This is a genomic window from Paracidobacterium acidisoli (assembly GCF_003428625.2).
Classification (GTDB): Bacteria; Acidobacteriota; Terriglobia; order Terriglobales; family Acidobacteriaceae; genus Paracidobacterium; species Paracidobacterium acidisoli.
In genome coordinates, this window is sequence record NZ_QVQT02000006.1 from 269,086 (window position 1) to 290,614 (window position 21,529).

A 21,529-nucleotide genomic window follows, 5' to 3' on the forward strand; every position below is an offset into this window, starting at 1 on the left:
GGGGCCGGTTGCGCTATGCTCAATACGGATGAGTCCAGGCTGGGAACAACCTTTCCTTATTTTAGACGCTCCAGCCCTGCCCGCCGATCCAGTCGCTGCAAGGCCGCTTTTCGGCCTTTCCAATCAACAACTTGAAGAAGCGATGGCGGAGTTTTCCGCACCGACGTGGCGGGCGCGCCAGCTCGGGGAGGCGCTTTACCGGCAGCGGGTGGAGACGCTGGACGAGATTACTCCCTGGCCGAAGACGCTGCGGGAAAGGGTGCGCGCGGCCGGTTTCGAGGTGGGTCTGCCGCGGATTGCGCAGGCCTTTCAGTCGGTGGACGGGACGGAGCGGTATCTGCTCGCGGTCGCAGGCGGGCAGACGGTCGAGACGGTGTGGATGCCGGAGGGCGACGACGGCGAGGCCGGCGACGGCTCGGAGGCGGGCGACGAAGAGCAGGGCTCAGAGCGCAGGGCGCAGGGCTCAGCGGGCAAAGACCAGCCTGCGGGCAGAAAGCGCGCCACGATCTGCGTGTCGAGCCAGATCGGCTGCGCCGTCAACTGCCGGTTTTGTCTGACGGCAAAGCTCGGCATCCAGCGCAACCTGACGGCCGGCGAGATTGCCGGGCAGGTCGCGGCGGTGCTGAAGCGCCATGACGCTGAGCCGGGGCGCGACCGCATCAACCTTGTGTTTATGGGCATGGGCGAGCCCTTTCTGAACTACGACGCGTTTATGGCGGCGGCGCGGCTGCTGGTCGAAGAGGTGGGCATCGCGGAGTCGCGCATGACGGTCTCGACCTCGGGCGTTGTGCCGGGCATTCTGCGCTTTGCCGCGGAGCCGGTGCGGCCGAAGCTGGCCATCTCGCTGAATGCGTCGAACGATCAGGTGCGCGAGTCGGTCATGCCGATCACGCGCAAATGGGATATCGCGGCGGTGCTCGATGCGGTGCGGCAGCTTCCGCTGCGGCCACGAGAGCGCGTGACCTTCGAGTATGTGCTGCTGGGCGGAATCAACGACCGGATCGCGCATGCCGATGAGGTGGTGAAGCTGCTGCGGCGGATCAACCTGCCGCTGAAGGTGAACCTGATCGTCTGGAACCCCGGTCCGGGTATTCCTTACCACATGCCCGAGGCCGCGGACGTGAGCGCCTTTCAGCAGCGGCTGATCGACAGGGGCATTCCGGCTTTTATTCGGCGCCCGCGCGGGCGGGATATCTACGCGGCCTGCGGACAACTGAAGCAGACGGCTTCGGCGACAGCGTAGCCCTTTCTCCTCTCTTTCCTCTTTCAGCGCTCGTTGAGGGTGATCTCGAGACGGGTGTCTTTGGGAAAGGTCAGCTCATGGCCTTTGGCGATCCACCGATACCAGATGGATTTCGAGAGCGCGAAAAAGGCGAAGCCGCGCGACACAGCCGGACTGGCGGCGCTCATGGCGACGATTCTGGCGGCGAGGCCGAAGCCGTTGCTGGTGACGGCGCTGTTGCCGACGTGGCCGGCGTCGTCTCCAAAGGTGGTGGCGGCGAGCAGGCCGAGAGCGAGAGGCGCGATGAGCTGGTCGCGTCCCCCGGTGCTTTTGGCGCTGCCCTCGGCGTCGATCTGCACATGCTGGCCGGGAGCGGCTTCGGCGGCGGAGAGCTGACCGTGGATCTCCTGCGATGCGGGGCCGGCTGCTCCGGGCAGCTCCACCTTACGGAAGCTGAAGCGGAGCCTTCCGTTGCGGGCGAGCCAGCGGGCGGGGCGCGTCTGCAGCACGGTGCCGTCGAGCTTCGTGCCTTCGGGCAGGATGAGCTTCGACTTGTCCGGAGTCAGCAGAGGGCTGGTGAGCACGGCCTCGACGGGAGCGCCCTTTTGCGTGGTCGCGGAGTCGAGACCGCTGACGAGGCGGGCCTGAATCACGCCGATGGGCGGGCGTCCCTGCAGATCGAGGACCGGCAGCGGCGCAGGTGGGTGCGGCTGAGGGAGGGAGAGCGGCGCGGTGAGATCGGCGTCGTATTCGGTGCCGGTCCAGATCATCTGCGGGTGCCAGGGAAGCTGAGAGTAGACCCAGCGGCGGGCGCGGTCTCCGAAGTTCGGCTTGCGAAGGGTGTCGAGGACTTCCCTCTTCCGCTCCTCGATCTGCGCGGTGGCCTGCCGGCGCAGAGAGGGACGTTTGCCGCCGCTGCTCATGCGGATCACGGAGCTGTCGCGCTCGACCGCCGCGGTTTTCATGGGCAGGGCTGTGCCGTCGGGAAGGGTGAGGGTGTCGAAGGCGACGCGCGGGGTGACGAGCGGGGTGAAGTCGCCGTCGAGCAGAGCGCGGGTACGCGCGCTGCCCCGCACCGGATCGCGGGCAAGGATGGTTCCGGAGACGGGCGTGTTGACGGCGAGCACCTGATGATCGCGCAGATAAACGGGCGCGATCAGATGGCCTTCCATCCGGACGCCGGTCTTTACGCGGTAGCGGTGATCGATCTGAATCCGGAGGGGCACACCGGAGGGTATGACGGCAACCTGGGCCGCCACGGGCAGAGCGGACCATACTCCGGCCAGCAGAAGCAGCCGGGAAAAACAGCTCAGCATTCATTCTCCCTGTGGATCTCTCTCGATGAGACAGGAGCGGGCGGGAAGAGTCACCGGGATTCAGCGGCCGGCGGAGCGGCATGACCGACACTTCATTTCGACGTCACAATCCTGGGCCGAACGGCGCCCGGCAGCCCCCCTGGCGGACGATAGACAGGCACGGCCGGGAAGGTTCCCGGTGCGGAAAAAAGCTGCTATCTTCCGTCTAACTATCCAGAATCCATGCGCTTACTCTCTCCACGCTCCGGACCGGCTCTTTTAGCGGCGATATTTCTGCTCTTTTTGCCGGCCTTTGCCGGACGATCCGCCAGGGCGGAGACCGTCGATACCGATCCCCTGAACCGCCAGCCGGAGGTGCAGGAGGCGTTTCGCCACTTCTACAACCTGGACTACGACGGGGCGATTGCGCGCTTCGAGCGCATCCAGCGGGAGCATCCTGACGATCCGCTGGCGACCGCGTATCTGCTCGATGCGACGCTCTTTCGCGAGCTGAACCGGCTGGACCTGCTGGACACGACGTTCTATGCCAACGATGGGTTTCTGACCGGGAAGCATACGGTGGTCGAAGACCCGAAGGTGCGCGACCGGATCAAAGCGCTGAGCGACCAGGCGGTGAACCAGGCGAACGCACAGCTGAAGACCAATCCCAATGACGTGAATGCGCTGTTTGCGCGGGGATGGGCGCGGAGCCTCGAAGCGGCGTACATGGCGATGGTGGAGCGCGCCTTCGGCAGCGGTCTGCATCTGGCGCTGGGTGCGCGCAGCGACCACATGAAGGTGCTGCAGCTTGATCCGCGCTACGAGGACGCCAAGCTGGTGGTCGGGGTGTATCAGTACGTGGTGGGCGCGCTGCCCTTCGCCTTCAAGCTGCTGATCGGCTTTGCCGGCATTCACGGATCGAAGACGGAAGGGATGGCGCTGCTCGAGGACGCGGCGGCGCACGGCGTGATCACGCAGGTGGAGGCGAAGACCACGATGATGCTCTTCCTGCGGCGCGAGGCGAAGTATCCGGCGGCGGTCGCGCTGGCGCATTCGCTGGCGGAGGAGTATCCGCGCGATTTTCTTTTCTGTCTGGAAGAGGCGAACCTGGAGAAGGATGCCGGCGACGGGCTGAAGGCCATCACGACGTATCGCAAGGTGATCGGCCAGGCGCAGAGGCCGGGCTATTTCGATAATGCGCACAAGGAGCTGGCGTACTTCGGGCTGGGCGACAGCCTGCGCGGCCAGAGGATGTACATGGACGCGGTCGAGGCGTATCGCAGCGCGGCGGCCGAGCCCTCGACCAGCCCGGAGCTGAAGCGCCGCTGCCTGCTGGAGGCGGGCAAGACCTACGATCTGATGATGGATCATCCCCGGGCCGTGCAGCAGTATGAGGCGGTGCTGAACGCGGGCAGCGACACGGTGCAGGGCGACCAGGCGAAGAAGTATATCCATACCGCCTATACCGGACGCTGACGCCGGTATGGCATGCTGAAGGGAACCCGGCGGGACGGTTCCTCGTATTTCTCTGCAGAAAGCGTTCCCGAAGCGGCATGAACGCGCAGGCGGACGCACAAGGGAGAATCACGATGGCGATCTATTGCAGAAACTGCGGTAAGGCGCTGAACGACGACGCGCGCTTCTGCTCGGCCTGCGGAGCGCAGATGTACTATGCACCTCCGCCACTGTACACGGGGGCATCCAGGCTGATGCGTCCGAGGCCGGGGCGCATGATTGCCGGAGTGTGCCAGGGACTGGCCAACAGCTATGCCTGGGATGTGGTGTGGGTGCGGGTGATTACCGTGCTGCTGGCGGTCTTCGGGGGCGGATCGGGCCTGCTGGCCTATATCATCTTCTGGGTGGTCATGCCGGAGGAGCCGATCGCGCTTCCCCCGCCGGCCGCAACTTACAATCCTCCGAGCGGCAGCTGAGGCCCCTGCGCAGCGGCTGAAGCCCGGAGCGGCGAGGACAAAGGTTGGAGCTGAAACAACTGGCATCATTCACAGCCGTGGCAGAACAACGCAGTTTCCCGGGCGCTGCCCGACTGCTCCACCTGACACAACCCGTGCTGGCCCGCAGGATGCGGGAGCTGGAAGAGACGCTCGGTGTGCGGCTGTTTGTACACGAGGGCGACTCGGTCCGGCTGACCCACGCCGGCCAGGTCTTCCTGAAAGAAGCGCAGGCGCTGCTGGCGCAGGCCGAGCGCGCCACGGCGCTGACGCGCCACGCGGCGGAAGAGCACACGGCAGAACAGAAAGACGCCCCGGCTTCGAACGGCTTCCCTGCCGCGGACGAGCCGGCGATGGTGGATCTTGTCGGCGTAGGGCTGAATGCCACGGATACGGTAATTCCGCTGCCGCATCATCCGGCTCCCGGCTCGAAGGTGGAGTATCACGCGGCCAGCGTGCATCCGGGCGGGCAGACGGCGACCACGGTGGTCGCCTGCCAGCACTGGGGCATGCGCACCCGCTATGTGGGCAAGCTGGGCGACGACAGCGCGGCGGCTCTGCATCGTGAGGCCTTTGCCCGCGCCGGCGTGGATGCGCAGCTGATTACCGTGGAGGGCGCGGCCAGTCCGCAGTCGATCATTCTGGTGGACGGCGAGGGCGAGCGGTCGGTGCTGTGCCAGCGCGACGAGCGGCTGACGCTGCAGCCGGACGAGCTGGACCGGGCATGGATTCAGCGGGCGCGCGCGCTGCATATCGACGGATTCGACACCGCGGCGGCGGCGCTTGCGGCGGGATGGGCGCGCGAGGCGGGCATTCCGGTGATCGCCGATCTCGATGAGCTGTATCCGGGCGTGGACGAGCTGCTGACGAAGATCGACTACCTGATCGTGAGCCGCGACTTTCCCTGCCGCCTGATGCAGGAGAACGATCTGGAGACGGCTCTGCGTGGCATGCAGCGCCGCTACGGCAACACGCTGACGGCGGCGACGCTGGGACACGACGGGGTTCTGGCCTGGGACGGACGGCAGATGCACTACGTGCCCGCCTTCCATGTTCCGGTGGCGGATACGACGGGGGCGGGCGATATCTTCCATGCCGGATTTATTTACGGCCTGCTGCAGGCGTGGCCGCTCGAGCGGACGCTGGAGTTTGCCTGCGCCGCGGCGGCGCTGAACTGCATGGCGGCCGGAGCGCGGGGCGGGATTCAGACGGTTGAAGCCGTCGAAAAGCTGATGGCCTCCGGCGCACGGTATCACTCGGCCTTCTGCGTGGCGGACGAGTCCTGGACGCGGTAAAGACACACGAATCCCGTGTCCCGAAGCGGAACATGGGGCACCCGGCACCTGACGAAATATTCTCCCTCAGGGGCTGAAGCCCGGCTTATTTTTCGCCAGCTCCGGCACGGCTGAAGCCGTGCCCTGATACAAATCAATTTCAAACTGCCGATATAACGCAATTTCAAACTAACCCAGTACTGATTTTCAGCCCGGTTTGCCTGAATGCCCGGTACTCCGTACGATAGAAGAGGACCGTCCGGTGCGTTCCTTTGGCGCGTGCTTCGCGCGCGAACCCCGCATGTTTTCAGGGCAATGAGGCGCATGCTGGAGACTTCGGAGCGCTTCGGACGAACATATTTCACCGTCTTCACGCCGCCTGCTTCCACCAGAGTCTCGGGGCCGGGCAAGGAGTGAATTCCATCGGACAGCGCCGGCTGCACCTGACCAGGGTGGGAGCGGCGGGAAGACGGCATGGGAAGGCACACAGCTTTGAGTTCACTGGAAACCAATCCTGCAGAGACCGCTGCACAGGAAACCCTCACGCCGGAGACGGACGCTGCCACCGGTACAGAACACGCGGGGCACAGCCATGAGGGCCACGATCACGACCATCATCATCATGATCACGACCATGCGCAGCCCGCTCCCACGCTGAACCCCGAATGCACCCGCGAGGTCGAGATCGAGGTACCGGCGGACGAGGTCTCGAAGGCCTTCCGCACCGTCGTGAAGCGCTATCAGAAGCAGGCGCGCATTCCGGGCTTCCGCATCGGGAAGGTGCCGGAGTCGCTGATCCGCAAACGGTTCGCCGACGGCATCCGCCAGGAAGTGGTGGAGACCGTGGTGCCGGGGCACTTCCGCGCCGCGATCGAGCAGCAGAAGGTCACGCCGGCCTCGCAGCCGCAGGTGACGGATCTGCACCTTGAAGAGGGCGAGCCGCTGAAGTTCAAAGCGGCCTTTGAGATTCAGCCGGAGTTCTCCGTTGACGGCTACCAGGACGTGAAGGTCGAGAAGCCTTCGGCGGAGCTGTCCGAGGCGGAGTTCGAGGCGGAGCTGGAGCGCATCCGCGATGCCCGCTCGACGATGGAGCCGGTCGCCGAAGACCGCGCCCTCGCCGATGGCGACTGGGCGCAGATCGGCTTTAAGGGCGAGATCCGGACGGAGACGCCCGAAGAGCAGACGGCGGAGCAGGCCCGTCCGATCGAAAGCGACGATGCGGTGATCGAAGTGGGCGGAGCGAATACGCTTCCGGCCTTCAACGAGGGGCTGCGCGGAGCGAAGCCGGGACAGGAGCTGAAGTTCGAGGTCGCATATCCTGCCGACTTCGGCGAGAGAAACCTGGCCGGCAAAACGGTCGCCTACGACGTGGAAGTGAAGGGCATCAAAAAGAAGATTCAGCCCGAGCTGAATGACGAGTTCGCCAAAGAGCTGGGCGGCGAGTACGAGGGCATCGAGGACTTCCGGCAGAAGCTGCGGGAGCATATGGCAAACGACAAGAAGCGCCGGGTGGAAGCCGAGACCCGCGAGCGGCTGCTGGAGGCTCTGGTCGGACGCTTCCACTTCCCCGTGCCCGAGTCGCTGGTGCAGAACCAGATCGACGCGCGGCTGGACCGCGGACTGCGGGCGCTGGCATCGCAGGGCATGCGCGCCGAGGACATGCGCAAGCTGGACTTCGCGCGGCTGCGCGAGGCGCAGCGCGATTCGGCGCTCTCCGAAGTCAGAGGGCTCACGATTCTGGACCGGATTGCCGATGCGGAGAATATGCAGGTATCTGACGAGGAACTGGAGCGAGAGCTGCAGATTATCTCTCTGCAAACACGCGAACCGCTGGAAAGCCTGCGCGAGCGTTTGACCAGCGAAGGCAATCTGGCTAGAATTCGTGCACAATTACGGAGAGAGAAAACCGGTAATCTGCTGGTCGAAAGACTGGCCTGAGGTGGACTGTCTGAACCGGCGAAGTGTGTGCGCTTCGCCGGAAATGTATCGATACGCAGCACCGAAGCCTGCGCGTTTCGGGGAGTGGGAATAAGGGGAAACATGGCACTGGTACCCATGGTCATCGAGCAGACGAGCCGCGGCGAGCGGGCTTACGACATTTACTCGCGTCTGCTCCGCGATAACATCATTTTCCTGGGAACGCCCATTGATGACCAGATCGCCAATCTGGTCATTGCACAGTTACTGTTTCTCTCCGGGGAAGATCCGGAGAAGGATATTCAGCTCTATATCAACTCCCCTGGCGGATCGATTACTGCCGGTCTTGCTATCTACGATACGGTTCAGTACATCAAAAACGATGTTGTCACCTTCTGCATCGGCCAGGCGGCGAGCATGGGTGCGTTCCTGCTGATGGCGGGCACCAAAGGCAAGCGTTTCGCTCTGCCGAATTCGCGCATTCTGATCCATCAGCCGTCGATGGGCGGGCTGAGCGGCCAGGCGACGGATATCGACATTCACGCGCGCGAGATTCTGCGCATCCGCGAGATCACCAATACCCTGATGTCGAAGCATACCGGCCAGCCGCTGGAGCGCATTGAACGGGATGTGGAGCGCGACTTCATCATGAACGCGCCTCAGTCGAAAGAGTACGGCATTATTGACGAAATCATCGACCGCCCGCGCACCTGAAACCGGTGAGCCGGCAGCGCACGGACGTACGAAGGAGCACCACGCAGCATGAAAACGCGCACGGGATCGGACGACTCTCTCCGCTGTTCCTTCTGCCATAAGTCGCAGGACGCGGTCGCCAAGCTCATTTCCTCTCCAAGCGATTATCCGCGCGCATACATCTGCGACGAGTGCGTTGCGGTGTGCAATTCGATCCTTGAGGACGACCGCAGCGATGCGCAGCCCGGCGCGGCGCCGGCGCACCTGCCCAAGCCGCTCGAGGTGAAGGCGTTTCTGGACGAGTATGTGATCGGCCAGGAACAGACCAAGAAGAAGCTGGCGGTCGCGGTCTACAACCACTACAAGCGCATCCAGATGAACCGGACGCGCGGCAACGACGTGGAGCTGTCGAAGTCGAATATTCTGCTGGTCGGCCCGACGGGCAGCGGCAAGACGCTGATGGCGCACACCCTGGCCAAGATGCTCGACGTGCCCTTTGCGATCGTCGATGCGACCACGCTGACCGAGGCCGGCTACGTGGGCGAGGATGTCGAAAACATCATTCTGAAGCTGCTGCAGGCCGCCGACGGCGATGTGGCGCGCGCGCAGACGGGCATCATCTATATCGATGAGATCGACAAGATCGGCCGCAAGGACGAAAACCCCTCGATCACGCGCGACGTCTCGGGCGAAGGCGTGCAGCAGGCGCTGCTCAAGATTCTCGAAGGTACGGTGGCCAATGTTCCGCCGCAGGGCGGGCGCAAGCATCCGCACCAGGAGTTCACGCCGGTCGATACGACCAACATTCTGTTTATCTGCGGCGGAGCCTTTGTCGGTCTCGAGCGGGTGATCGGACGCCGCGTGGGTAAGAAGGCGCTGGGCTTCAAAGCCATCGCAGACAAGGAACAGCAGGATGCGGCGGCGGGTGTGCGGCTGCAGCGCGATGCCGAGCTGCTGCGCCAGGCGGAGCCGCAGGACCTGATCAAATTCGGCCTCATTCCTGAATTTGTCGGACGCCTCCCTGTCATCGGCATTCTCGATGAGCTGGACGAGGTGGCGCTGGTCGAGATTCTGACCAAGCCGCGTAACGCGATCCTGAAGCAGTATCAGCGGCTCTTCGAGTATGAAGGCGTCCGGCTGAACTTCGACGAAGAGGCCACGAAGGCCGTGGCGCAGGAAGCGCTGCTGCGCAAGGTGGGCGCGCGCGGTCTGCGCATGATCCTGGAAGAGCTGATGCTCGACCTGATGTATCACCTGCCGAGCAACAAAAAGATCCGCGAGCTGGAGATCACAGCGGAGATGGTGCAGAAGCGCGATCTCTCCATCACCATGCTCGACAAGGCCGGCTGAGCCGCGATCGCGTCCGCACTCTGCGCGGCTCCGCGATCGCTTTTCCCCTCTCGAATCCCGCATTCTTCCGCATCTCTGCGGCCATTTTCCGGCTCCCTTCCGGCGCCGCAGCGGCCTTTTTTGCCGCGCCGCTGACGCAGCGTTCTCCGGAAACGCGGGAGTTGTCAAGAGAGAACGTCTGTCGAAGAGATCACAATCGATTCGGAAACGGCGCGCCGTCGTGAGTCTGAATGATTTACATTTCATCTAACAGACATGCCTCCATCGGGCGAAAGGGATGACGTGACCCAATCGAAAGAGAGCCGCGACAAAAACGATCAGCGCAAGCTGCCCATGATGCCCATACGGGATATGGTCATCTTTCCGCACATGATGACGCCGTTTGTCGTCGGGCGGGAATCGAGCGTGCGCGCGCTGGAAGAGGCGCTGAACGGCGACCGCCGGATCTTTCTCGCCACCCAGCACGATGCGCGTGTGGATGATCCGCGCCCGGACGATATCTATCCCGTCGGCACGATCGGCAACATCGTGCAGAGCGTGAAGATGCCGGACGGCAACATCAAGGTGCTGGTGGAAGGCATGGAGCGCGGCCGCGCCGTGGAGCTGACCGATTCGGACGGCTTCTTTGTCGCAACGGTGAAGACCACGAAGGCCGTGCTGGAGATGAATCCGCAGGTCGAGCAGCTGGTGCAGCGCGTCACTTCCCTCTTTGAGCAGTATGTGAAGCTGCAGCAGTCGCTGAATGTCGAAACCGTCGTGGCCGCGATCCGCACCGACGAGCCCTCGAAGCTGGCCGACACCATTGCCGCCAATCTGCAACTGGAGATTCCGGAGAAGCAGGACCTGCTCGATGTGTTCGATCCCGTCGAGCGGCTGGCGAAGATCGCCGATGTTCTCGATGTCGAGATCGAAAAACTCAACATGGACCGCAGCATCCAGTCGCGCGTGAAGCGGCAGATGGAGCGGGCCCAGAAAGAGTATTACCTCAACGAGAAGATCAAGGCGATTCAGAAAGAGCTGGGCCGCGGCGAGAAGAGCGAGTTCGACGATCTGAAGAAGAAGATCGAGACGGCCGGCATGCCGAAGGATGTCTTCGACAAGGCGATCCAGGAGCTGAAGAAGCTCGAGGCCATGCCGCCGATGTCGGCGGAGTCGACGGTCTCGCGCAATTATCTCGACTGGCTGCTGGCGGTGCCGTGGAAGAAGAAATCCAAGGAGACGCGCAGCATCGATCACGCCGAGAAGGTGCTCAACGCGGATCACTACGGACTGGAGAAGATCAAGGAGCGCATCCTCGAATTTCTGGCCGTGCGGCAGCTGGTGAAGAATCCGAAGGGGTCGATCCTGTGCTTTGTCGGACCTCCGGGCGTGGGCAAGACATCGCTCGGCATGTCGATCGCCAAGGCGACGGGCAGAAAATTTGTGCGCATGTCGCTGGGCGGCGTGCGTGATGAGGCGGAGATTCGCGGCCACCGCCGCACTTATATCGGCGCGCTGCCGGGGCAGATCATTCAGTCGATGAAGAAGGCAGGGACGAAGAACCCGGTCTTCATGCTGGATGAGGTCGACAAGATGGCGTCGGATTTCCGCGGCGATCCGGCCTCGGCGCTGCTCGAAGTGCTCGATCCGGAGCAGAACACCAGCTTCCAGGATCACTACCTCGACGTGGAGTATGACCTGTCACAGGTGCTGTTTGTGGCCACGGCCAACGTGCTGCACACCATTCCCGGTCCGCTGCAGGACCGCATGGAGATTCTGCGCCTGCACGGCTATACGGAGCTGGAAAAACTCGAAATTGCCAAACAGTATCTGCTGAAAAAGCAGCGCGAGGGCACCGGGCTCAGCGAAAAGAACGTCACCTTCACCGACGATGCGCTGACGGAGATTATCCGCAGCTACACGCGCGAGGCCGGCGTCCGCAATCTGGAGCGCGAGATCGGCAACGTCTGCCGCAAGGTGGCGCGGCGCGTGGTGAAGAACGGCGCGAAGCACAAAGAGAGCATTACCGGCGAGAACATCGCTGACTTTCTCGGCGTGCCGAAGTTCCGCGACTCGGCGGTACACGAGAAGAACGAGATCGGCCTGGTAAACGGGCTGGCGTGGACCGAAGTCGGCGGAAGCATTCTGCAGACGGAAGTGCAGATTCTGGACGGCAAGGGCAAGCTGACGCTGACCGGCCAGCTGGGCGATGTGATGCAGGAGTCCGCGCAGGCCGCGCTCTCCTGGATTCGCAGCCGCGCCCACCATCTGGGTTTGCCGCGCGACTTCTACCGCAACCTCGACATTCACATTCATGTGCCCGAGGGAGCGATTCCGAAGGATGGTCCTTCGGCCGGCATTACGCTGGCGACGGCGCTGGCCAGCGCTCTGGCCAGGATTCCGGTTCGCCGTGACGTGGCGATGACGGGCGAGATCACGCTGAGGGGCAAGGTGCTGCCTATCGGCGGGCTGAAAGAGAAATTGCTGGCGGCGCATCGCGCGGGCATCTTTGAAGCGATTCTGCCGAACGACAATCGCAAGGACATGGCCGACCTGCCGGAGAACCTGAAGAGCGCGATGAAGATGAACTTCGTCGACTCGATGGACGAGGTGCTGAAGCTGGCGCTCGAATCTCCTCTGCCGGAGCCGCGCGAGGAGACGCCCGAGGTGCTGGCCAGCCTGCCGCAGCCGGCCGCTCCGGAGCAGCGTCCGCACCAGTAGGCATTGCTGCATCAGGCCTGCAGTCTCTTCTCAGAGGCTGCAGGCTTTTCTTTTTCCCGAGGATACTCGAGGCTGTCCGCGGCAGATCAGTGAAGCAGTCCAAAGACGGCCACGCCGGTTGGAGTGCCCACGAAGACCTTGCCGTTGGCGACGACCGGCGTGATGAACTTGGCGTCCTGGAAGCTGTCGCGGCTGCCGGCCTGCGTGCTGTTGTAAAGCTCGTGCCCCAGGCTGGCTGCATCGTAGGCATGCAGCACGGCGGCGCCGCCCGAGCTGGCTTCGACGGCCCACACGATGCCGTTCTGCGTGCCGTTGGCGCTGACGCTGGGAGTGGTTCCGGGGAAGGCGAAGGACGCGGACGACTGGCTGGACGGCGAGGTCTCGAGCTTCGCATTGGTGATGGTGAATGCGCGCATCACGTCGCCCTTTCCGCCGTAGTAGATCGTGTTGTTGAAGTATGCGGGCATGCCCCAGACGCCGCCGCCGAGCGCTCCGGACAGGTATTGATAGATGGCGTTACTGTTCGGATTGAACTTGCCCATGTTGTCCCGGTCGACGACGTAGATGCTCGCGTCTTTGCCTGCGCCCACGGCGAGATGATGCACCGTCCCGCTCGCATCCTTCATATCGGGCAGCAGCAGCGTGCCGCCTGAGCCGAGATCCTCATCGAAGTCGGACTGATTCACGGTATTCGAGGTGTTGAAGTAGTCGGCGACGGTGAGCTTGCCGCCCGCGGTCGAGACCTTCATGAAGGCGTTGCCGTAGTCGCCGGAGGATGGGAATCCATTCGCATTGAGCGTGGTATCGAAGCCGCCGTTGGCATCGAGGAAATAGACATTGCCGCTCGTATCGCCGGCCAGGCCCGCGCCGCTCATCCAGATGGCGCCCTCGCCTGCTCCATAGCCGCTGGTGCCGCCGCTGTTGGGCGTAAGATTCAGCACGGCGCTCTGCTGCAGCGACTGCTCGCTGTAGGCCATGAGCCAGCCGGTGTAGGGGTCCTGATCGCAGTGCGAGGTCCAACCCATGTAGAGGGTATGGTTCATGAGCAGCAGGCCGACGCGCTCGGCATACTGCCCAGGCTCGAAGATCTGCGAGCCGCCGCTCGAATAGATTCCCGTGCCGGGGTAGCTTGCCTGAATCTCAGATGGACTGCCGCTCAGGTCGGAGCCGGTGGTGAGATCGAGTGCGTGCAGACGCTGATGGTAATTGCCGCCGGCATCCTCGGACATGGCGACGACGAAGATGGCGCCATTGCTGCCGTAACTGCGATCGATAACGGGCGTGGAGGTAATGCCGATCTCGGGAGCGATCTGCGGGCAGTTGTGATCGTCGCTGGTCGACTCGCCTGCGCCGAGCATCGATTTCATCCAGAGCTGCGCGCCGGTGTCGGCGTCAAAGGCGTAGACCAGATCGCGCTCGGTGGCGACATAGAGCACGTTGTGCGTTGCGCCTCCGATCTTCATCGCGGAGAGATAGAGCGGCGCTGCGTCCACCACTCCCTGCGTGGAGTAGAAGCCCAGCTTGCCGAAGTTCGTCGAGTTCACACTGGAGAGAGTGAGCGTGGTCTCGGCGCTATTCAGGCCGTCGCGGGCATTGTCGTAGTGATAGGTCGTGACATCCACGCTTCCGGCGGGCTGCGTTGCGGAGCTCACGGCCAGGGAAAGTGTCGCGGAGTGGCTCAGGCTCCCGGAGGTTCCGGAAAATGTAACTGTCGATGTTGCATTTGCCGCGCTCGATGAGGCGGTAAGGGTGACGCTTTGCTTCACTCCCGGTGTGAGCGTGAGCGCTGAGGGACTGGCCGTGACGCCGCCGGGCAGGCCGCTGAGGGAAACGCTGACGGCGTTTGCGAATCCGTTGAGCGCGTTCGCGGTCACGCCGACAGTGCCGCCCGCGGCTCCTGCGGTGATGGAGAGACTGACAGGAGAGACGGACAGCGAATAATCCGGCGCAGCGACTCCGGCTGCGGCCACCGTCAGCGTCAGCGCTGCTGTGTGCGTGAGGCCGCCGGATGTAGTGGTAATGGTGATCGTCGCCGAGCCGGCCTTTGCTGCAGAAGATGCCGTCAGCGTTACATTTTGCGCGACTCCGGGCGTAAGGGTGAAGGTAGACGGATTCGCGGTGACACCGCTCGGCAGACCGCTGAGGGAAACACTGACGGCGTTCGTGAAGCCGTTGAGCGCATTCGCGGTGATGCTGGTGCTCTTTCCGGTTGCGCCGGCGGTGAGGGAGAGGCTGGCAGGAGAGACGGACAATGAATAATCCGGCGCAGCGGCTCCTGCTGCGGCCACCGTCAGCGCCAGCGTCGCGGTGTGCGTCAGAGTACCGGATGTGGTGGTCACGGTGATGGTAGACGAGGTTGTCTTCGCATAAGAAGAAGCGTTGAATGCCACGCTTTGCGCGATACCCGGTTTCAGCGTGAATGTCGATGGATTGGCGATGACGCCTCCCGGCATGCCGCTGAGAGAGACGCTGACAGTGCCGGCAAATCCATTGAGCGCATTGGCAGCGATGCTGACGCTTCTGCCGGTTGCTCCGGCGGTAAGGGAAAGACTCGATGGAGAGACTGATACAGAATAATCAGGCGTGGGCGACGCGGCAGCAATAGTCAACGGGAGCGTAGCCGTGTGTGTGATGCCGCTGGATGTAGTGGTCACGGTGATCGTTGCGGAGCCGGACTTCGCAGAGGACGAGGCTGTGAAGGTTACGCTCTGCGCGATGCCGGGCGTGAGCGTGAACGTCGATGGGTTCGCAGTGACTCCGCTCGGGAGACCGCTGAGGGAAACACTGACGGCATTCGTGAATCCATTGAGCGCGTTCGCGGTGATGCTGACACTCCTGCCGGTTGCTCCTGCGGTGATGGAGAGGCTGGCAGGAGAGACGGACAATGAATAATCGGGCGCAGGAGCTGATGCGGCGATGGTGAGCGAAAGAGTGGCGGCGTGGGTGATGCTGCCGGATGTGGCGGTCACGGTGATGGTTGCCGAAGTGGCCTTCGCGTAAGAAGAGGCATTGAATGACACACTTTGCGCAGCACCCGGCTTCAGCGTGAATGTCGATGGATTGGCGATGACGCCTCCCGGCATGCCGCTGAGAGAGACGCTGACAGTGCCGGCGAATCCATTGAGCGCATTGGCAGCGATGCTGACGCTCCTGCCGGTTGCTCCGGCGGTGATGGAAAGGCTAGCAGGAGAGACCGACACAGAATAATCCGGCGTGGATGCAGCTGCCGCAATGGTGAGCGCCAGCGTGGCGGTGTGGGTGATGCTGCCGGATGTGGTGGTCACGGTGATGGTCGCGGAACCCGACTTTGCAGAGGACGAGGCCGTGAAGGTCACGCTCTGCGCGATGCCGGGCGTGAGCGTGAACGTCGATGGGCTTGCGGTGACTCCGCTCGGCAGACCGCTGAGCGAGACGCTGACGGCATTCGTGAATCCATTGAGCGCGTTTGCGGTGATGCTGATGCTCTTTCCGGTTGCGCCCGCAGTCACGGAGAGGCTGGAGGGAGACACCGATAAGGAATAATCGGGCGCAGGAGCTGATGCGGCGATGGTGAGCGAAAGAGTGGCGGCGTGGGTGAGGCTGCCGGATGTGCCGCTGAGCGTCACGATGACCGTACCTGTTTTCGCGGCCGAGGAAGCGGTGAGCGTCACGTTCTGCGCGGCTCCGGGCTTGAGAGTGAGCGTCGATGGACTTGCGGTGACACCGCCCGGCAGGCCGCTGAAGCTGGCGGTGACGGTACCAGTGAAACCGTGCAGAGCGTTCGCGGTGACGGAGATATTTTTTCCCGCGGCTCCCTGCGTCAGCGACAGAGACACGGGCGAGATGGTGAGCGAGAAATCGGGCGCTGGCGCGGAGGATTCGACCGTGAGAGCCAGTGAGGTGGTGGCGCCGGCGCTGCTTCCTGAGACTCCGGTAAAGGTCACGTTCGCCGGGCCGGTCGCGGCGTTCGATGCAGCCGTAAGCGTGATGACCTGCGGCGTGCCCGGCTGCAGATTGAAGGACGAGGGTGTCGCGGTCACTCCGTCGGGCAGCGCGTTGCTCAGCCCCACGCTCACGGTTCCGGTGAAGCCGTTGAGCGCATTCGCGGTGAGCGAGACGGTCTGCGAGGGGCCTCCGGCGGTGAGGCCGAGCGTGTTGGGCGAAAGGGTCAGGGAGAAACCGGGCGTGGCGGAGGCCACGGCGAGCGCGACCGTTGCCGTGCGGCTGACGGCGCCGGCGCTTCCCGTTACCGTGACCATGGTCTGCGCCGCGGGAGCATCCGCCTTTGCGGCGATGGTTACGGTCTGCGGTTGATTCGGAGACAGCGTGAGCGAGGACGGGCTGACGGTGACGCCGCTCGGCAGATCGTTCACGGTGATGTTCACCATGCCGGTAAAGCCATTCGCAACCGTAGCCGTTACAGAAAGGCTCTGGGCCGCGCCTCCGGCGGTAACGTTCACCGTGCTGCGTGAAAGCGTGAGCTGAAAATCAGCCGTACCGGCAGAGCCGCCAGACAGTCTGCGGCTGGTGCCGCAGGCGGCAAGAGCACAGAGCAGGACACAGCAGGGCAAAGCGACAAACTTCCCTGTCAAGCGCATCGTGAAGCGCCTCCGGTAACCTGCAAGGTCAGAGTGAGTACTGCAGAGAGAAACACACGAGCCATAACCGCTGCCGGAATCGGCGCCTGTCATAACAGGCGCAGCATGACGTTCGCAGCTTTGATATCTGCGAATACGATACAGCAGCGGTTGCTTTTATGCCGGATTACACGGCTGCTCTTTTTTGCACTAATCCCTTCGGGCCAGGCGAACGGCGGGGGCAGACCGCGGGTTCAGACGGCTTTCAGCGCCTGCTCGAGATCGTCAAGAATATCGCCTGCATCCTCGATTCCCACTGAGATGCGGACCAGGCCGTCGGTGATGCCCAGGCGCGCGCGTTCCGCCGCGCCGACGGCGGCATGCGTCATGGTGGCGGGATGCGAGATGAGCGTCTCGACGCCGCCGAGCGATTCGCCCAGGGTGCAGACCCTCACGCTCTTCAACATGTTGTTGGCGTTTTCGAGAGAGCCCGTTTCGAAAGAGATCATCGAGCCGAAGCCCGTCATCTGCCGCTTCGCCAGCGCGTGCTGCGGGTGTTCGGCGAGACCGGGATAGAAGACTTTGCCGACTTTTTTGTGCCCGGAGAGATACTGCGCGACACTGCGTCCGTTCTCGTCGTGCTGCTTCATGCGCACGGCCAGGGTCTTTACGCCGCGGAGGATCATCCAGCACTCGAAGGGCGAGAGGATGCCGCCGGTGCACTTCTGCACGAAGGCGAAGGTCTCTTTGTGCTGCGGCTTTGTGCCGATGAGCACGCCGCCGAGGCCGTCGCTGTGGCCGTTGAGGAACTTGGTGGTCGAGTGCATCACCAGATCGGCGCCCATCTCGATGGGACGCTGAAAGTACGGCGACATGAAGGTGTTGTCGACGCTCAGCTCGACGCCGCGCTCGTGGCAGATATCGGCGACGGCGCGAACATCGGTGAGGGTCATGAGCGGATTGGTCGGTGTCTCGATGTGAACGAGCTTCGTGGCCGGGCGGATGGCGCGGCGCACGGCCTCGGGATCGGAGGTGTCGACGTAACTGAACTCGATGCCGTAGCGGGTGACGATCTGATTGAAGAGGCGCGGCGTTCCGCCGTAGACGTTCTCACCGCAGATGACGTGATCGCCCGAGCGCAACATGGTGACCAGCGCGGTGATGGCGGCCATGCCACTGGCGAAGACATGCGCCGATGTGCCGCCTTCAAGCGAGGCGAGGCTGGTTTCGAGCGCGTCGCGGGTGGGGTTGGAGACGCGGGCGTATTCATAGCCCTTGTTCTTGCCGATCTCCTCCTGCGCGTAGGTGGATGAGAGATAGATGGGGACGTTGACGGCGCCGGTGAGCGGGTCGGGGGATTGTCCGTCGTGAATGGCGCGCGTGGCGAAGCCGTGTTTTGCGTGTGTCATGTGCGACTCCGATCCGTTTGTTCTGTTGATAACAGCCGGGGCTAAAGCCCTTCCGTTCCGTTCCTGTTTCACCGGGCTAAAGCCCGGTGCTTCTACCCAAAACTCCTATCAGCAATTTAGAAAGAACGATCCATGATTCGGAAAATGCAATTTCGACGATCAGTCCTGTTCGAAGATCTTTTTGGACAGATAGCGCTCGGCGGAGTCGGGCACGATGGTGGCGACGCGGCGGCCGGGGCCGAGGCGGCGCGCGACTTCCAGCGCGGCATACACCATAGCTCCGGCGCTGGACCCGGCGAGCACGCCCTCTTCGGCGGCGAGACGCCTGACCATGGCGAAGGCATCTGTATCTGTCACGGCGACGATTTCGTCGGCGACATCGCGGTCGAAGGTCTTGGGGATGAAGGAGACGCCGATGCCTTCCACCTTGTGGTGGCCCGGTTCCCCGCCCTGCAGGATCGATCCCTGGGTCTCGACGGCGACGGCCAGGACGGCGGGGTTCTGCTCCCTGAGATAACGGGCGATGCCGGAGAAGGTGCCGCCGGTGCCGACGCCGGCGACAAAGGCGTCGATGCGCCCTTCCATCTGCTCCCACAGCTCGCGGGCGGTCGTGTCGTGGTGAAAATGCGGGTTGGCCGGATTTTCGAACTGCATGGCCGGAAAGATATTGGGATCACCTTTGGCGAGGGCCAGGGCGGCGCGGATGGCTCCGCTCATTCCCTCGGCTTCGGGGGTGCGGTGGACTTCGGCTCCAAAGCCCCGCATGAGCATGCACTTTTCTTCGGCGAAGCCCTCGGGCACGAAGAGCACCACGCGGTAGCCGCGGTTGACGCCGACCAGCGCCAGGCCGACCCCGGTGTTGCCCGCCGTCGCCTCGACGATGGTCGAGCCAGGATGGAGCAGCCCCCGCCCTTCGGCATCGAGGATCATACCGAGAGCGGCGCGGTCTTTCACGCTGCCGCCGGGGTTCAGAAATTCAAGCTTGGCATAGACAGCAGCCATCTGCGGGGTACAGAGACGGCTGAGGCGCAGCATGGGCGTCCGGCCAATAAGCTCTGTGATATCTTCCGCTACCCGCAGGCCGGATTCAGAAAAAGTCCGCGTCGTCATCACGAAGCTCTCAGATTATCAGGATCGGAGTGCTTCCCGCTGCCCCCGGGGGCTCCGGATCGCGGCCGGACCGGTCATGAAGCGCCGGGAAGCTCTCTCCGGGGCGGCCGGAACCGGGTCCGGAATCAGATCCGGAATCAGATCCGGGGGCCTTCCGGGAGGGCGGCGCAGAGGCCTGTCCGGGGCGGGCAGACGGCGGCCAATAAAAGGCGGGCCTCCTCTGTTTTCAATGTTTTTCCGGAAAATTTGAGGGTAAACTCATCCTCAGCCCGCCGTTTTAATCTCTGTACCCCTGAGCCCTGTTCGCCGGGTCAGTACACGGTCAGTTCTCTGCCAGATTGTTCATACGAAGCTCCAACCCGCTGCGCCGCAGAAGCCGAGCCATCACCATTCTGGGGATGACCGCGCTGGCGGTCGTCGTGTTTCTGTCTCTGACGGGGTATGTGGTCTTCCGGAATACCGAGAATCTTCTTGCCGCCCGCGATTCGGTGCAGCACTCGCAGGAGGTTCTCTACAACCTGCAGACGATCACGCTGCAGCTGGAGCAGATCAACGAGCACGCGCATCTCTACCTGCTGACGCGCGACAGCGATCAGCTTCGCATGGCAGAGGACACGGCGGCGAGCCTCAACGGCACCCTGCTGCACCTGCAGGAGCTTGTGGACGATAACCCTTCGCAGACACGGCATGTGCACGATCTGCTTGCCACCTACAACGATCTGCAGCGCGCGGTCGCCGCCTCGGCGTCGGGCTCGGCCGGCAGGCTCGAAGAGGAGCTGGTCCTCAGCCGGCGCACGGTCTCAGTGATGCGGCAGGAGGAGAACGACCTTTTCGCGCAGCGCACCCGGAATTCGCAGAAGCGCAACATCTCGAGTATTGCGGCGCGCATTCTGATGGTCGCCGTATCGCTGATCACCGTTCTGGTGCTCTTCGGCTTTCTGCTGCGCGATGCCCTCTACCGCAAACGGTCGGAGGAGCAGATGCAGGAGACGAATGCGCGGCTGGCGCTGACGGTCGAGGCGCTGGAGCGCAAGGCGCGGGAGTCCACGCTGCTGACGGAGGCGCGTGACGAGCTGGCGCTGTGCCAGTCGTCCCTCCAGGCGCAGGAGTGCGCGGCGCGGTATCTGGAGCGCCTGCTGCCGGCCACCTCCGGAGCGGTATGCATCATCAACAACTCGCGCCAGATGGTGGAGCTGGCCGCGATATGGCAGACGCCGCAGAATCTGCTGGACGGATTTTCGCTCGACTCCTGCTGCGGGCTGCGCTCGGGGCGCGCGCGCTGGCGGAAGCCTCCGGCCTCAGAGGTGCATTGCGGACACTTTACCGGAGATAGCCCTGAGATCTATCTCTGCCTTCCCCTGGCGGCGCACGGAGACACGCTTGGCGTGGTGTACGTCGAATGCCGGACGCCGGGCGTCGCCGCCATGGTGGAGGCGCACATCACACCGCTGCAGGAGCTGGTGGAGCTGGCATCGATCTCCATCGCCAGCCTGAACCTTCGCAGCCGGCTGGAGAACCAGTCGATCCGCGACGGCCTGACCGGGATGTTCAACCGCCGGTTCATGGAGATCGCGCTCGAACGCGAGCTGCGCCGCGCCGACCGTCACCAGAAGTCGACCGCGATCATGATGCTCGACGTCGACCACTTCAAGCAGTTCAACGACACCTTCGGCCATGAGGCAGGCGACATGGTGCTGCGCGAGGTGGCCGAGACGATGCACAAGTTCGTGCGCAGCGACGATACCGTATGCCGCTACGGAGGCGAGGAGTTTGTCATCATCCTGCCGGAAGCCTCTGTCGACACGGTGCACGAGCGGGCCGAGGTGCTGCGGCGGCTGGTGGGCGATACGACGCTGCGCTACCGCGGGCAGGCGCTGCGCCAGATCACCATCTCGATCGGCATCGCGCTCTATCCCTATCACGCCGATTCGATGGAGATGCTGCTGCGCGCCGCCGACCGCGCGCTCTATGAAGCCAAGCACAAGGGACGGAACCGCGTGATTCTGGCCTCGTCGAATATCTACGCCTGAGCGTCCTGCTCTGCGTTTTCCGAT

13 protein-coding genes are annotated in these 21,529 nt (G+C 63.4%); 9 read left to right on the top strand and 4 right to left on the bottom strand.

Annotated elements, in window-relative coordinates; all coding sequences use genetic code 11:
* The first annotated feature begins 28 nt into the window (after positions 1 to 28).
* Complete coding sequence (gene rlmN, locus D0Y96_RS17040; RefSeq protein WP_117302308.1) at positions 29 to 1,243, top strand: dual-specificity RNA methyltransferase RlmN; 1,215 nt, start codon at positions 29 to 31, stop codon at positions 1,241 to 1,243.
* Between the two features lie 23 nt (positions 1,244 to 1,266).
* On the opposite strand, the gene D0Y96_RS17045 is transcribed toward rlmN, so the two are convergent.
* The gene (locus D0Y96_RS17045; protein ID WP_147325108.1) at positions 1,267 to 2,538 is read right to left on the bottom strand and encodes a hypothetical protein; all 1,272 of its coding nucleotides are present in this window, start codon (positions 2,536 to 2,538) and stop codon (positions 1,267 to 1,269) included.
* A gap of 222 nt (positions 2,539 to 2,760) precedes the next feature.
* Here D0Y96_RS17045 and D0Y96_RS17050 point away from each other — a divergent pair, with 222 nt between their 5' ends.
* The 7 genes from D0Y96_RS17050 (at position 2,761) to lon (ending at position 12,400) form a co-directional block, all read left to right on the top strand.
* A complete protein-coding gene (locus D0Y96_RS17050; RefSeq protein WP_117302314.1) occupies positions 2,761 to 3,993 on the top strand; it encodes a tetratricopeptide repeat protein in 1,233 nt (410 codons plus the stop codon).
* Between the two features lie 113 nt (positions 3,994 to 4,106).
* Positions 4,107 to 4,448 (top strand): PspC domain-containing protein, encoded by a 342-nt coding sequence (locus D0Y96_RS17055; protein ID WP_158562454.1) that lies wholly within the window; start codon positions 4,107 to 4,109, stop codon positions 4,446 to 4,448.
* A 44-nt stretch (positions 4,449 to 4,492) separates the two neighbouring features.
* Entirely contained in the window at positions 4,493 to 5,761 is a 1,269-nt protein-coding gene (locus D0Y96_RS17060) for a PfkB family carbohydrate kinase (RefSeq protein WP_117302319.1), read from the top strand.
* 471 nt (positions 5,762 to 6,232) lie between these two features.
* Positions 6,233 to 7,678 (top strand): trigger factor, encoded by a 1,446-nt coding sequence (gene tig / locus D0Y96_RS17065; protein ID WP_252263885.1) that lies wholly within the window; start codon positions 6,233 to 6,235, stop codon positions 7,676 to 7,678.
* A 102-nt stretch (positions 7,679 to 7,780) separates the two neighbouring features.
* On the top strand, positions 7,781 to 8,371 hold the full coding sequence (gene clpP / locus D0Y96_RS17070; RefSeq protein WP_117302713.1) for an ATP-dependent Clp endopeptidase proteolytic subunit ClpP: 591 nt from the start codon (positions 7,781 to 7,783) through the stop codon (positions 8,369 to 8,371).
* A 48-nt stretch (positions 8,372 to 8,419) separates the two neighbouring features.
* On the top strand, positions 8,420 to 9,700 hold the full coding sequence (clpX, locus tag D0Y96_RS17075) for an ATP-dependent Clp protease ATP-binding subunit ClpX (protein WP_117302323.1): 1,281 nt from the start codon (positions 8,420 to 8,422) through the stop codon (positions 9,698 to 9,700).
* A 255-nt stretch (positions 9,701 to 9,955) separates the two neighbouring features.
* Positions 9,956 to 12,400: an endopeptidase La gene (gene lon, locus D0Y96_RS17080; RefSeq protein WP_117302325.1), complete on the top strand. Its 2,445-nt coding sequence runs from the start codon at positions 9,956 to 9,958 to the stop codon at positions 12,398 to 12,400.
* Between the two features lie 86 nt (positions 12,401 to 12,486).
* On the opposite strand, the gene D0Y96_RS20520 is transcribed toward lon, so the two are convergent.
* The 3 genes from D0Y96_RS20520 to cysK form a co-directional block, all read right to left on the bottom strand.
* Positions 12,487 to 16,977 carry a beta strand repeat-containing protein gene (locus tag D0Y96_RS20520; protein WP_252263886.1) on the bottom strand — a complete coding sequence of 1,497 codons (4,491 nt, stop codon included), beginning with the start codon at positions 16,975 to 16,977 and terminating at the stop codon, positions 12,487 to 12,489.
* A gap of 233 nt (positions 16,978 to 17,210) precedes the next feature.
* Positions 17,211 to 18,365, bottom strand: a complete 1,155-nt coding sequence (locus D0Y96_RS17090) for a trans-sulfuration enzyme family protein (protein ID WP_117302327.1) — start codon at positions 18,363 to 18,365, stop codon at positions 17,211 to 17,213.
* A 159-nt stretch (positions 18,366 to 18,524) separates the two neighbouring features.
* On the bottom strand, positions 18,525 to 19,475 hold the full coding sequence (gene cysK, locus D0Y96_RS17095; RefSeq protein WP_117302330.1) for a cysteine synthase A: 951 nt from the start codon (positions 19,473 to 19,475) through the stop codon (positions 18,525 to 18,527).
* A gap of 338 nt (positions 19,476 to 19,813) precedes the next feature.
* Here cysK and D0Y96_RS17100 point away from each other — a divergent pair, with 338 nt between their 5' ends.
* On the top strand, positions 19,814 to 21,505 hold the full coding sequence (locus D0Y96_RS17100; RefSeq protein WP_147325109.1) for a sensor domain-containing diguanylate cyclase: 1,692 nt from the start codon (positions 19,814 to 19,816) through the stop codon (positions 21,503 to 21,505).
* Positions 21,506 to 21,529: the final 24 nt, after the last annotated feature.